Genomic DNA, 13,974 nt, shown 5'->3' with positions numbered 1-13,974 from the left:
AATGGTTAGTAGTGAATAGTTTCACGACCAACCATTTTTATTGATTTATATACTATGCTTCTAGTGGTTCATCAGTACGAACTACTAGTACATCGCAAGTAGCGGAACGTACAATATATTCGGATACACTACCAATTAAAAATCTTTCCATTGCATTTAGACCAGTTGCACCACAGATAATTAAATCTGCTTCTACTTTTTTAGCAATATCCTTAGAGATCATTGTTTTTGGCGAGCCGTAATCAACTACGACATTCACATTTTGTACTCCAGCGGCAAGCGCTTCTTTTTTATAACCACCTAGTAAATCCTCTGCAAACGTTTGAGCTCTTTCAGCGATAGAACGATCATAAGCCTCAATTGCTGCAAATGAACGAGTATCAATAATATTGATAAGATTTAATGTTGCATTGTTACGTGCAGCAATAGAAACAGATTTTTTAAATGCATATTCTGCTTCTTTGGATCCATCGACAGCGACTAAAATTTGATTATATTTTAATGTCATTTTAAAAACCTCCTTGTTGGTTATATATATATTATTCGAGATTGTTAGACATATTCCTCCTTATTATTCATTTTTATTAAGTCGTATTTGTGAATACTTGTAACAGAAAATTAAATTGTTGCGGTATTTTAAATATATAAATGATAGAATGGATTTGTATGAAATGATGCAAGAAAAGTATGTGTCATTTTCACAACAACATGGTTTACATAGGAGGATGCGAAATATGCGTATTGGGATTCCAAAGGAAACAAAAAACAATGAAAATCGCGTTGCAATGACACCGGCTGGTGTAGTAAGTTTAACGCATTTTAAACATGAAGTTTTTATTGAAACTGGTGCTGGTCTTGGGTCAAGCTTTACCGATGAAGACTATATAGCTGCAGGAGCAAAAATTGTATCAACGGCTAAAGAAGCATGGAATCAAGAAATGGTTATGAAAGTAAAAGAACCTACTCGTGCTGAATTTGACTTAATACGTGAAGAGTCGATTCTTTTCACATATTTACATTTAGCACCTGAAGCAGATTTAACAAAAGTATTATTAGACAAAAAAGTTACTGCAATTGCATATGAAACAGTTCAACTGCCTAATAATACATTGCCTTTATTGTCTCCGATGAGTGAGGTTGCAGGTCGTATGGCAACCCAAATTGGTGCACAGTATTTAGAGCAAATTAACGGAGGAAAAGGTATATTACTTGGAGGAGTTCCTGGAGTCCCACGTGCAAAAGTAGCAATAATAGGGGGAGGAATTGCTGGTGCAAATGCCGCTCGCGTTGCAATTGGAATGGGAGCACAGGTTACGATCATCGACCTAAACCCGGATCGTCTTCGCCAATTAGAGGATATCTTTGGATCAACCATTCAAACATTAATTTCTAGCCCGTATAATATTGCAGAAGCAGTTAAAGAAGCCGATTTAGTTATTGGTTGTGTATTAATACCTGGTGCAAAAGCTCCGAAACTGGTAACGGAAGAAATGATTAAAACGATGTCTCCAGGCTCTGTTGTTATTGATATTGCAATCGACCAAGGTGGGATCTTTGAAACTTCTGATCGCATTACAACACATGATAACCCAACATATGAAAAGCATGGGGTTGTACATTACGCTGTTGCTAATATGCCAGGTGCAGTACCAAGAACTTCTACTATGGCGCTTATAAATGCGACAATACCGTATGCATTACAAATTGCCAATAAAGGCTATAAACAAGCTTGTTTAGATAACCTTTCTTTACAAAAAGGGCTTAATACATTAGATGGTCATGTTACTTTTAAAGCAGTTGCAGAGGCGCAAGACCTACCATATGTAGACGTAGCAACACTTTTAAACTAATATTTTAAAATTAGTCACTCAAGGCAATAATGCTTTGAGTGATTTCTAGTTAATGAGGTGATCTATTATGGTGTATATGTACATAGGAATAGCAGGTGCTTTAGGCGCAATTACAAGGTATTTGGTTAATATTTTTATGGTATATGACTCAGGATTTCCATTCTCTACTTTACTAGTTAACTTGATTGGATGTTATGCATTGGCATATATAACGTCCAGAGCACTACCGATTTCTAGTAAACTAAAGATTGCTATTGGGACAGGTTTCCTTGGATCCTTTACTACCTTTTCTACATTTAGTGTGGAAACGATAACGATGATAGAGGATGGACAAGTTTATCTAGCAGTACTTTATATAATACTTAGTATTCTAGGTGGAATTTTAATGAGTAATTTTGGTTGGAAAAACGAGGTGAGTAAATGAGTTTCATCTTAGTAGGTATTGCAGGATTTATAGGAGCAAATATTCGATTTATCATTTCTGAAAAGCTGAATAAAAGCACAAGTGGTGCTTTTCCATATGGAACCCTTTCAGTTAATCTTGTTGGTGGTCTTTTACTTGGTTTATTGGTAGGTGCACAAGCAGGAGAAATTTATCTGCTACTAATTGGTATAGGATTACTAGGCTCCCTGACCACTTTCTCTACATTAAATAAAGAACTATATTCCTTGCAAAAGCATCCTAAATTATGGCTGATATATTTCCTATCTACTTATGCGGGAGGATTTGCTGTTGCTTATGTTGGATACTTGGTATTCTAGAGTTAGAAACAATTTTGAAAAAGGCATCTTGAGTGCGTATTATTTGATTTATGTGAGAAGGAGCTAAGAAATTTTGAAAGACCATCAAAAACCTAATAAAACGAATTGGGATGCTGGCCACAGATTATGGCCACTACCTAACTTGCCATGGGTAATGAAGCAAACATGGAATGATTTACTTTTTGCTCATTTTCCGGTTAAATATGAAGTTTTACGTAAACTAGTACCTGAAGTACTACCTTTAGATACATATGATGGTATGTGTTGGGTTGGAGTAGTACCATTTCATATGACTGATATTCGATTGCGTGGTTTACCTCCTGTACCAGGAACTGATAAATTTCCCGAGCTGAATGTTCGGACATACGTAATGATTGATGGAAAACCAGGAGTATACTTTTTTAGTCTAGATGCAACGAATCTTCTTGCTGTAAAAGTTGCTAGAACGTTCTATCACTTACCATATGTGCATGCACATATAAAAGTACAAAAGCATGCAGATCTGATTAAATATGAGAGTAAAAGAGTGAAGGGGGATGCACGGTTCGTAGCAGATTATCGTCCAGTTTCAAAGCCTTATTTTGCGGAGAAAGGCTCTTTTGAAGAGTGGTTAGTGGAACGTTATTGTCTGTATACTTTAAATTCAAAAGGTGTTCCATTACGATGTGATATATTACATCATCCTTGGCTGTTACAACAGGCAGAATCCGAAATAAAAGAAAACACAATGCTTAGTAGTCAAGGAATTGTGGTAGAGAATGACAGTGCAATTTTTCATTATTCCAAAATAATCGAGGTAAGAATGTGGCCGCTTGTTAAAGCGTTTGAAGACTAAAAACACCCCGAAAGTTAGATTAATAACTCTAACATTTGGGGTGCAGTTCCAGACCATCCACAGTGCTTTATAAAATATATTATAAAACTTGTAATTCTTTTGGGAACTTCGTTAACACTTCTACACCATTATCTGTCACCACTACATCATCCTCAATACGAACGCCTGTAATTTCAGGGTGATAGATACCTGGTTCAATTGTAAATACCATTCCTGTTTCAAGTTTCATATCGTTAACACCAGTAATTGATGGGAATTCGTGAACTGATATTCCTAGTCCATGGCCTAAACGATGTGTAAAATAATCTCCGTAACCAGCGGCTGTAATAATATCTCTTGCAATTTTATCAAGAGCCATAGCAGTAATACCTGGTTTCACTGCATCAACTGCTGCTTCTTCAGCTTTACGAACAGTTTCATAAATTTCACGTTTGTCTGGAGAAGGTTCTCCGAATGCAACTGTACGAGTGATGTCTGAGCAATAGCCGTTATAAACTACCCCTAAGTCGAATAGGACAAAGTCTCCTTTTTGAATTTTACGATCTCCAGGAGTTCCGTGAGGAGAAGCAGTTTTAGGTCCGCTAAGTACCATTGTGTCAAATGACATCTGTGCAGCTCCTTTTTCTTTTACAGCCAGTTCAATAGCATTTAAAATCTCAAGCTCCGTTTTACCTTCTGCAATTTCCTTGCAACCTACTTCAATTGCATAGTCTGCAAGCTCAGCTGCCTTGCGCATATTCACTAGTTCTGCTTCCGATTTAATAACACGAAGGTCATTGATTTTTTCATCGATTCTGGATACTTGAAGGTCAGTTATTCTTTCATCGAGAGCTTCTAATCTTTCCACCGTCATATGTGATTTCTCAACGGCAAGGCTTTGGATATTACCAGCTGTACTTTGGATTTTTTGTGCGAGGATGTCCCATGCATTATCGGTATCCTCATGTCCGATTATTTCTCCATCCCATCCTGCTGCTTTAGCATCTGGAATTTCCATTTTAGGACAAATTATAAATGGTGCTGAGTCTTTGAAAATTGCTACACCTAGCAGACGCTCATGTGGATTGCTTCTGAATCCAGTAAAGTAAAAAACGTTATCTGGAGTAGTGATAAATGCAGCATCAATTTGATGTTCTTGTAGATATGATTGTATTTTTTCTGTTTGTTTCATAAGGGCACCTCTTTTTAAATTTAATACTTTAAGCATACCAGAATAGAGGATTTCTGACATCTACGTTGAATGAATTATAATGAGTAATACTTTTAAAATAACTATCAAAAAGGAGAGAATACACATGCAAATCAGCTATCATGGTCATTCAGTTGTGAAAATACAAACAAACGCGCACACGATCTTAATTGATCCTTTTATTACAGGAAATGGACAAACTGATTTAGTTGCATCCGAAGAAAAAGTAGATATTATTTTATTGACGCATGGTCATAATGATCACTTAGGGGATACAGTAGACCTTGCAAAAAGAAATGGCGCCACGGTGATCGCAACTTTCGAACTTGCCAATTATATCGAATCATTTGGCATTAATGTGCATGCAATGGGTATAGGGGGAGCGTATGATTTTGAGTTTGGAAGAGTGAAGTTCACACAAGCATTCCATAGCAATTCCTATACAACAGAGAGTGGAGAAATTATTTACGGTGGAATGCCAGCGGGAGTACTGCTAACATTACAAGACAAAACAATCTATCACGCGGGGGATACAGCCTTATTTGGAGATATGAAACTAATAGGGGAACGAAATGATATTGATATTGCATTTCTCCCAATCGGAGATAATTTCACAATGGGACCGGCGGATGCAGCTTATGCTGTACAGCTATTAAAACCGCAAATTGTAGTGCCTGTACATTACAATACATTTCCTCCGATAAAACAGGATCCTCAAATATTTAAGAATCTTGTTGACACTGCAGAAGTTCAAGTGTTGAAAGCCGGAGACTCTGTTCAGTGGAATCGTGACTAGGAAATGATGCTTATGTGGTACAATAAACGTATAATAATCGTTTGGATGTGACTACATGACAACAAAACATGAACAGATTTTAGCTTACATTGAAAAACTTCCAGTTGGCGATAAAATATCTGTTAGACAAATTGCCAAGGATTTGACTGTCAGTGAGGGGACAGCCTATCGTGCGATTAAAGAAGCAGAAACAAGAAGATTAGTTAGTACAATTGAACGGGTAGGAACTATTCGGATCGAGTTAAAGAAAAAAGAGCATTTCGAGCGTTTAACCTATGCAGAAGTAGTAAATATAGTGGATGGACAAGTTTTAGGTGGTAAAACTGGATTGCATAAAACTTTAAATAAATTTGTAATTGGTGCAATGCAACTAGAAGACATGATGCGATATGTAGAACCGAGCAATCTTTTAATAGCAGGAAATCGATTGAAAGTTCATGAAACTGCTTTACAAGCCGGTGCAGCAGTATTAGTTACTGGGGGGTTTGATGTTACAGAGAGTACAAAAAGGCTAGCGGATGAACTAGAACTTCCTGTTATATCCACTAGTTATGATACATTCACTGTAGCAACGATGATTAATCGTGCGATTGACGACCAACTCATAAAAAAAGATGTATTGTTAATCGAAGATATTTATGTTCCGCTCCAAGAGACGTCGTATCTGTATGCTACAGATCAGGTCAAACAGTATCGTGTACTAAATGACATTACGACGCATGGTGTTTTCCCAGTAGTAGATGCATCGAAGAAATTAGTAGGAATTATAACTGCAAGAGATGTTATCGGCAAATCCAACAATGAACCGATTGAAAAAGTTATGACGAAAAATCCTATTTCTGTCACGATGAAAACAAGTGTATCTTCCGCTAGTCATCGAATGATTTGGGAAGGTGTAGACCTGTTGCCAGTGGTTCGGGATACGAATTATTTAGAGGGTGTCATTAGTAGACAGGATGTATTAAAAGCTTTGCAAGCAGCTGCTAGACAACCTCAAAACGGTGAAACGATTGATGATATTGTAAAGCAGCAAATAAAGATCATTTCAACTGAAGACTATATTTTTGAATTTGTAGTTACACCACAAATGACAGATCATTATGGCGCTATGTCCAACGGAGCTTTTACGATATTAGTAACGGAAACAGGGGCACAAACCTTGAAAATACGTAAGCGTGGAGAAAGTGTAGTAGAGAATATGACCATTTACTATACGAAACCGATTCAGCTAGAAAGTATTCTACGCATTCAAGCTAGAGTACTAGAACTGAGCAGAAAAGTAGCTAAGATGGATATTGAAATCTTTAATGACAAACTTTTAGTTGGAAAAGCTATGGTAACGTATCAGCTATTGGAGAGATAAAAATAGTGGAGGATTGACGAACTTGCTCGGAAAGCGTCCGACTGTTTCTGCATCACTACGCTAGCTTCGAAACATGAAAGTATCTAAAGAAAAAAATGATGCAGCTAGTATAGCTGCATCATTGATTTATAGATAATTCTTCTTCTACAAATTGACCGTAATGCTTGGCTACTTTTACATTGTGATACGTAAAATAACCTCCCAATAAGATAAACAGACCTGCAACAACATACGTTATCGAAGATTGATAAATGATTAAAAAGTTTATACCGAAAAATAACAAAAAAGAACCAAGACATACAGAAGCTTTTGCACCGAACCATTTTTTGCGAATTGGTAATGGTGTGCGGAATTGTTTCGTTTTAAAATAAAAATACCAAACAAATGTAATCACTATTGCAGCTACTAATATAATATTAATCATAATGAACCTCCAGTAAAAAGTTAACCTTCTATCTATTGTAAAGGGAAATTTTAAAAAATGCGAATAGTAAAACCAGACAAGTGAGGTAATTCCAGATGAAAAGACAAATCATAGACACAATCGAAAAGTATGACAAGATTATTTTGCATCGCCACGTTAGACCTGATCCAGATGCATATGGTTCGCAAATAGGGCTAAAAGAGCTCATTGTACTAAATTACCCATCAAAAAAAGTTTTAGCTACTGGGACTCATGATGATACATTAAATTTCCTTGCACATCCAGATAAGGTTTCCGATGAAGACTTTAAAGATGCTTTAATCATTGTTACAGATACAGCTAATACGGAAAGAATTGATGATGAACGTTATAAGCTAGGAAGTTTCCTTGTAAAAATAGATCATCATCCAAATGATGATGCATACGGCGATTTACTATGGGTAAATACAGAAGCAAGTTCGGTAAGTGAAATGATCTGTGAACTATTCGAAGAAGCAAAAAAATATAAACAATGGAAAATGGATGCATCCATCGCTCGGTTATTATTTGCAGGAATTGTAGGAGATACCGGTAGATTTATGTTCCAAAGTACAACTAAGCAGACAATGGATTTTGCAGGTGAGTTGCTTACATATGGTTTTGATAGTACAACTTTGTTTAATGGAATGTATGAAGTCGAACGAAATCTTCTTCAACTAAAAGGGTATATATATGCAAACTTTGAAATGGATGAAACTGGTGTAGGGCATGTTAAACTAACGAAAGAAATTCTCCAAGAATATCAAGTTGATCAATCAGAAGCTTCTCTGCTAGTAAGTGCCTTAGCTGATGTAAAAGGTATGAAGTGTTGGGTGTTTTTTATAGAAGATTCCTCAGAAATTCGAGTCCGTCTACGTTCCAAAGGTCCAGTTATCAATGGAATAGCTAAAAAATATGGTGGTGGGGGACATCCACTTGCTTCGGGAGCTGCTGTAAAGTCATGGGAAGAAGCCGCTTTGGTGATAAAAGATTTAAAAATGCTGTAAATTGAGGTGTTTACATGAAAACAGTATATCCACAAATTGTGACATCGGCGGATATGCTGAAAAGCACAATACAATTGGAACAACTTACTCAAAAGTTAAAACAAAATAATGCACAGGCAGCTGCCATTACAAATAGTAGATTGTATGGATTACTGCCTTTTTGGCATGCATTACATGCACAACAGATTAAACCTGTACTCGGACTCACTGTCAATGTCCAACTAGAGTCAGATATTGTAGGATTAGTGCTATATGCAAAAGATCATAATGGATATGAAAATTTGTTGAAAATATCTAGTAGTATAGAAACAAGAGAAATTACAGTTCTACCTAAAAGATGGTTAGAAGCATATAACAAAGGATTGATTGCTGTATATAAAGGAGAGTCTTCCACTTCACTTATGCAGCTGACCGAATTACAAAAGATATTTGGAGAACTTAATTTCTACTTAGCAATTGAGCGACCGAATGGTGAAAAGTTAGAACATGAAGAATTAATCATCGATTTCAGTGAACAACTATCTATACCAGTTACTGTCTTCCATATGAGTCGATACATAGAAAAAGAAGATGCTTTTGCGTATGAAGTATTAAATGCGATGGATCAATCGCTAAAAATGAATGATCATGCCCGCTTAAAACCCTCTATCAACTCTCTTCACTTACCTTCTAGTGAAGAATGGGGTGAATGGTTTTCAGATGTTCCATCCTGGATAGAAAATACAGAGTTTATGCTAAATAGCTGTAACTTATCTATCGAAAAATCAGCTTCTATTATGCCAAAGTATCCATTACCCGCAACTAAGAGTTCTAGGGATTTCTTAAGAGAACTGTGTGAAGATGGACTGAGTAAACGGATAAAGGAAGTTACTCAGCCTTATATAGAGCGTCTAAATTATGAATTGTCCATTATTAGCCAAATGAACTACGAGGACTATTTTTTAATCGTTCAGGATTTTATGAAATTTGCTAAACAGCAAGATATCCTAACTGGTCCGGGTCGTGGATCTTCCGCAAGTTCGCTTGTAGCATTTTCTTTGAATATCACTGACGTTGATCCTCTTCGATTTGGTTTACTATTTGAGCGATTTTTAAATCCAGAACGAATTACAATGCCGGATATTGATATCGATTTTGCTGATTCGAGAAGAATGGAAGTTATTCAATATGTCGTAGATAAGTATGGAAAAAACTATGCTTCCCAAATAATTACTTTTGGTACATTGTCCGCAAAAGCAGCAGCAAGAGAAGTTGCTAGAGTTTTTGGGTTTGAATCGACTACTTTGGAAGCTATTTCATCTTTTATACCTCCAAAGCCAGGTATTACGTTAAAAGAAGCATATTCAATGTCCGAAAAATTACGAGAGTTTATCCAAACCGAAGAAATTCGAAAAAAATGGTTTCAGGTAGCACTTGCTTTAGAGGGTTTACCTAGGAATGCTTCCACACACGCAGCAGGTGTAGTATTATCACCAGTTTCTTTAGTAGATGTTATACCTATTCAAAGTGGACATGACGATATCTATCTAACACAATGGCCGATGAAGGAAGTAGAACAAGTAGGATTACTTAAAATGGACTTTTTAGGGTTACGAAATTTGACGATTATTGAAAGAATTTTGAAGATCATTAATTATAAACAATCCAACCCATTTAAGTTAACAGAAATTCCGCTTCACGATGAACAGACCTTTCAGTTATTACAGCAAGGGGATACCACAGGGGTATTTCAGTTGGAATCGGCAGGAATGCGACAAGCTCTCAAACAAATCAATCCAACAAAATTTGAAGATGTAGTTGCAGTAAATGCCTTATTCCGCCCAGGTCCAATGGAAAGCATACCTCTTTATGCTCAGCGAAAAGCTGGCCATGCGCCGGTAACCTATGAACATCCAATACTAGAGCCAATATTGAAAGAAACATACGGTATAATTGTATACCAGGAGCAGATTATGCAAATTGCCTCAAAAATGGCAGGTTTTACATTCGGGGAAGCAGATTTGTTACGTAGAGCTGTGAGCAAAAAAAATCGCGAAGTTTTACAAAGTGAACGTGTACATTTTGTTCAAAAAGCTATTCAAAAGGGACACTCTGAACAGTCTGCTTCAGCTGTTTATGATTTAATCGTCCGATTTGCTGACTATGGTTTTCCAAAAAGCCATGCTGTAGCATATAGTGTTATTTCTTTTCAAATGGCATATTTAAAAGCGCATTTCCCAGTTGCTTTTTATAGTGCATTATTGAGCATAGCTACAGGAAACCAAGCGAAGATAAATGAGCTAATGATGGAAATGAAGCAAAAAGATATGGCTATTCTCGCTCCATCTATTTTTCGTAGTCAACGATTCTTCACAGTTGAAAACGGAAGAGTGCGGTTTGGTTTACAAGCTATAAAAGGAGTCTCCCATAATTTTATACAAAAATTAATACAGAAACGTATGGAACGAGAAACCAAGTGGGAAGATGTATTTGATCTGGCATCTGATTTGTCAGCTGTTCATTTTACAAGAAAAAATGTAGAGCCATTGATAAAGGCAGGTGCTCTAGATGAATTTGGTTTCGAAAGGTCGACTCTGTTAGCTACTCTAGATGCAGCTATTAAATATGCAGAATTAATAAGCCCTACAGAGGAGTCAGACTTGTTTGGTGGAGATGCTTCTCACTTTGGGAAGTCAAAGTATATACTATCAGATCCACTTCCGATTATGGTAAAGCTTCAATTTGAAAAAGAAGTCTTGGGACAATATTTTTCAGAGCATCCTACAGTATCCAAAAAGAAAACGTTAGAGGATAAATTCATTAATATCTGGGATATTTTGCAGTCAACAAGAGATATGCCTGTGAAGATAGTAGGGCTAATACAGGATATAAAACGAATTCGTACAAAAAAAGGTGAAGCAATGGCTTTTCTAACTGTACAGGATGATACTGGTAGCTTGTCCGTAACACTTTTTCCGGAGGAATACGCAAAGTACAATTTGTTATTAAAAGAACAGGAAATGCTTGTTATTACTGGAAAGTCAGAGCGAAGAAACGGTCGCTCTCAAATCATTACAAAATATATGGAAAAATAAACTGCATATTTAAGATGCAGTTTTTTCTTTACGTTTGAACAAATCTTTTGTAGACTAATAATTATTAGTGGTCAGACCACTTTGTAATTTATGGAAGAGTGAGGCGTAATGGAGCAAACGAATAATCCTAAAAAAATGTTTCTAGAAATTGTAAAGCAGTTGAGACAAATCATTACCGATGAAAATGTTACTGTTGGTGGAAAATTGCCATCTGAAAGGGAGCTAGCAGAGCGACTTCAAGTAGGTAGATCAACTGTTAGGGAAGCACTAAGGAGTTTAGAGTTACTCGGTTTAATAGAAACACGTCGAGGAGAAGGTACTTTTCTATCGGATTATCGAAAGCATCGGCTAGTCGAGCTGCTGTCTACATTTATCCTTCAAGAGTCTAAGTCGAAGGAAGATGTACATATAACGAGAGCAGCATTGGAGAGAGATGCAATTTATACGATTTGTATGTCAAAAAGACTTTATACACTACATATTTGGGATGCATTTAAAGAAAAACTAATTGTAGAAGATATGTTACGAGAAGATATAATTCGTGAAATTATTATCATTTCCAATAATCGATTGGGTTTAAAAATATGGTTTTTGTTAAAGCAGTTTGCAGGAGAGCCTTACAAAGAAAATATGAAACTGGAAGAGAAGTCCCTTTGGATTCAGCTTCTTATTGCTATGCAAAATGGAGAAGAACAACAAGCGTTATCTCTATATAATGAATGGCTTTTGTTAATTAATAGAGGAGATGTATAAATGAGCATTCGAGATATATTTAGAAAAAATCAAAAGAAAAAATATGCCACAATACCGACGGAAAAAGCAAAAAATGATGTACCAGAAGGTATTATGATGAAATGTCCTGAGTGTAGGAAAAATGTATTTACAAAAGACTTGATGAAGAATTTTAAAGTGTGTCCTACATGTGATCACCATATGAAAATGACTGCCTGGGAGCGTGTAGAAATATTCTTAGATGAGGATTCATTTGAGTCAATGGATGACCATTTAGAAACAGTTAATCCATTGAATTTCCCAAGTTATACGGAAAAAATAAAGGCTGATGCACAGAAGACAGGATTGAACGAAGCAGTTCTTACTGGACTTGGAAAGCTGGATGGTCAACAAGTAGCGGTTGCAATTATGGATTCACATTTTCGTATGGGGTCAATGGGTTCAGTTGTTGGTGAGAAAATTATGAGAGCTGTTGAGAAAGCTACAGAACTTGGCATTCCTTTTATTATTTTCACTGCAAGTGGAGGCGCAAGAATGCAAGAAGGAGTACTTTCTTTAATGCAAATGGCTAAAACGTCAGTTGCTTTGAGAAGACATAGTGATCATGGTCTATTGTATATTTCTATTCTTACGCATCCCACGACGGGTGGAGTTTCTGCGAGCTTTGCATCCGTAGGAGATATTAATATTGCCGAGCCTAAAGCTTTAATCGGCTTTGCTGGAAGACGAGTGATTGAACAGACAGTGCGGGAAAAACTACCAGAAGATTTTCAAACTGCTGAATTTTTACTGAATCATGGCCAGTTAGATGCCATTATACATCGTAAAGATATGCGAGAAAAAGTAGCTTCCATCGTTCATCTTCATACGACTAAGGAGGTCACAAAATGGTAAAAGTACTACCTTTTGAAGAACCAATTGTTCAATTAAAAACTAAAATAGAAGAATTGAAAGAGTATACAGCAAGCGCTGATGTAGATATGTCAGTAGAAATCGTTAATCTAGAAGCAAGACTAGAGAAGTTAGAGCAAGAAATTTATGAAAATATGGAGCCATGGGACCGTGTTCAGGTGGCTCGTCACCCTAGTCGCCCCACAACAAGGGATTATATAGAGTTTTTATGTACAGAATTTATTGAACTCCATGGAGATAGATTTTATGGAGACGATGCGGCAATTATAGGCGGAATAGCTTTGTTTGAAGGAAAACCAATAACAATTATTGGCCATCAAAGAGGCATAGATACGAAAGAAAATATTAAACGTAATTTTGGTATGCCTCATCCAGAGGGTTATCGAAAAGCCTTGCGATTAATGAAACAAGCAGAAAAGTTTAATCGTCCTATTATTTGTATGATTGATACAAAAGGTGCTTATCCAGGAAAAGCTGCCGAGGAACGTGGCCAAAGTGAGGCCATTGCGAGAAACTTAGTTGAAATGGCTGGATTGAAAGTGCCAGTAATAAGTGTTGTTATTGGAGAAGGTGGAAGTGGAGGAGCATTAGCATTAGGTGTAGCTAACCATATTCATATGTTAGAAAACTCTACATACTCCGTTATATCACCAGAAGGAGCTGCATCTATTCTTTGGAAGGATGCATCCTTGGCAAAACAAGCTGCCGAAGCAATGAAAATTACTGCACCTGATTTAAAAAAAATGGGTATTATTGATACTGTCATCACAGAAGTTCACGGAGGAGCTCATAAAAATATAGAGGCACAGGCTAATTATATGAGGGAGACCCTCATTACTTCATTGAAACAATTGGTGAATTTAACACCAGATGAGCTAATTGAAAACCGATATTCTAAATTTAAAAATATAGGGGAATTCAATGAATAAAATGCGTCAATAATGGCGCATTTTTTTTTAGTTCATTTCATGATAAGCTTACATTATGAAATTCATTGTATGGAGGAGAAATA

The 13,974-nt window shown here is 36.5% G+C and carries 14 protein-coding genes; 11 read left to right on the top strand and 3 right to left on the bottom strand.

From position 1 onward, the window contains the following. Nucleotides 1-52: 52 nt before the first annotated feature. Nucleotides 53-508, bottom strand: a complete 456-nt coding sequence (locus ACQCPR_RS12340) for a universal stress protein (protein WP_090564266.1) — start codon at nucleotides 506-508, stop codon at nucleotides 53-55. A 226-nt stretch (nucleotides 509-734) separates the two neighbouring features. Here ACQCPR_RS12340 and ald point away from each other — a divergent pair, with 226 nt between their 5' ends. The 4 genes from ald to ACQCPR_RS12320 all read left to right on the top strand — a co-directional run bounded on the left by ald (nucleotide 735) and on the right by ACQCPR_RS12320 (nucleotide 3,447). Continuing rightward, the gene (ald, locus tag ACQCPR_RS12335) at nucleotides 735-1,850 is read left to right on the top strand and encodes an alanine dehydrogenase (protein ID WP_090564264.1); all 1,116 of its coding nucleotides are present in this window, start codon (nucleotides 735-737) and stop codon (nucleotides 1,848-1,850) included. Nucleotides 1,851-1,917: 67 nt separating this feature from the next. After that, complete coding sequence (gene crcB, locus ACQCPR_RS12330) at nucleotides 1,918-2,274, top strand: fluoride efflux transporter CrcB (protein ID WP_090564262.1); 357 nt, start codon at nucleotides 1,918-1,920, stop codon at nucleotides 2,272-2,274. Next, nucleotides 2,271-2,612, top strand: a complete 342-nt coding sequence (locus ACQCPR_RS12325; RefSeq protein WP_090564260.1) for a fluoride efflux transporter FluC — start codon at nucleotides 2,271-2,273, stop codon at nucleotides 2,610-2,612. The genes crcB and ACQCPR_RS12325 overlap by 4 nt, the downstream gene beginning before the upstream one ends. Nucleotides 2,613-2,766: 154 nt before the next feature. Then, nucleotides 2,767-3,447 carry a YqjF family protein gene (locus ACQCPR_RS12320; protein ID WP_427138943.1) on the top strand — a complete coding sequence of 227 codons (681 nt, stop codon included), beginning with the start codon at nucleotides 2,767-2,769 and terminating at the stop codon, nucleotides 3,445-3,447. 79 nt (nucleotides 3,448-3,526) lie between these two features. Here the strand turns inward: ACQCPR_RS12320 and ACQCPR_RS12315 are convergent, their stop codons facing one another. Next, on the bottom strand, nucleotides 3,527-4,618 hold the full coding sequence (locus ACQCPR_RS12315) for a M24 family metallopeptidase (protein WP_427137135.1): 1,092 nt from the start codon (nucleotides 4,616-4,618) through the stop codon (nucleotides 3,527-3,529). A gap of 124 nt (nucleotides 4,619-4,742) precedes the next feature. Here ACQCPR_RS12315 and ACQCPR_RS12310 point away from each other — a divergent pair, with 124 nt between their 5' ends. Both ACQCPR_RS12310 and ACQCPR_RS12305 read left to right on the top strand, forming a co-directional pair. After that, complete coding sequence (locus ACQCPR_RS12310; protein ID WP_427137134.1) at nucleotides 4,743-5,432, top strand: metal-dependent hydrolase; 690 nt, start codon at nucleotides 4,743-4,745, stop codon at nucleotides 5,430-5,432. Between the two features lie 55 nt (nucleotides 5,433-5,487). After that, nucleotides 5,488-6,795 (top strand): DRTGG domain-containing protein, encoded by a 1,308-nt coding sequence (locus tag ACQCPR_RS12305; RefSeq protein ID WP_241596902.1) that lies wholly within the window; start codon nucleotides 5,488-5,490, stop codon nucleotides 6,793-6,795. Nucleotides 6,796-6,913: 118 nt separating this feature from the next. On the opposite strand, the gene ACQCPR_RS12300 is transcribed toward ACQCPR_RS12305, so the two are convergent. Further along, entirely contained in the window at nucleotides 6,914-7,219 is a 306-nt protein-coding gene (locus tag ACQCPR_RS12300) for a YtpI family protein (protein ID WP_090564252.1), read from the bottom strand. Nucleotides 7,220-7,314: 95 nt separating this feature from the next. On the opposite strand from ACQCPR_RS12300, the gene ACQCPR_RS12295 reads away from it, so the two are divergent. The 5 genes from ACQCPR_RS12295 (at nucleotide 7,315) to ACQCPR_RS12275 (ending at nucleotide 13,891) form a co-directional block, all read left to right on the top strand. Further along, entirely contained in the window at nucleotides 7,315-8,244 is a 930-nt protein-coding gene (locus ACQCPR_RS12295) for a bifunctional oligoribonuclease/PAP phosphatase NrnA (protein ID WP_340930131.1), read from the top strand. Between the two features lie 14 nt (nucleotides 8,245-8,258). Further along, nucleotides 8,259-11,318, top strand: a complete 3,060-nt coding sequence (dnaE, locus tag ACQCPR_RS12290; protein WP_427137133.1) for a DNA polymerase III subunit alpha — start codon at nucleotides 8,259-8,261, stop codon at nucleotides 11,316-11,318. A gap of 108 nt (nucleotides 11,319-11,426) precedes the next feature. Then, complete coding sequence (locus ACQCPR_RS12285) at nucleotides 11,427-12,071, top strand: FadR/GntR family transcriptional regulator (protein ID WP_241596898.1); 645 nt, start codon at nucleotides 11,427-11,429, stop codon at nucleotides 12,069-12,071. Then, a complete protein-coding gene (accD, locus tag ACQCPR_RS12280) occupies nucleotides 12,072-12,944 on the top strand; it encodes an acetyl-CoA carboxylase, carboxyltransferase subunit beta (RefSeq protein WP_241596885.1) in 873 nt (290 codons plus the stop codon). It abuts the gene before it with no gap. Continuing rightward, nucleotides 12,938-13,891, top strand: a complete 954-nt coding sequence (locus ACQCPR_RS12275) for an acetyl-CoA carboxylase carboxyltransferase subunit alpha (protein ID WP_340930126.1) — start codon at nucleotides 12,938-12,940, stop codon at nucleotides 13,889-13,891. The genes accD and ACQCPR_RS12275 overlap by 7 nt, the downstream gene beginning before the upstream one ends. Nucleotides 13,892-13,974 lie beyond the last annotated feature (83 nt).

Source organism: Psychrobacillus psychrodurans (assembly GCF_050209195.1).
GTDB classification, from domain to species: Bacteria; Bacillota; Bacilli; order Bacillales_A; family Planococcaceae; genus Psychrobacillus; species Psychrobacillus psychrodurans.
Note: the sequence above shows the minus strand (reverse complement) of the source record. Positions and strands in the feature narration are given on the sequence as shown.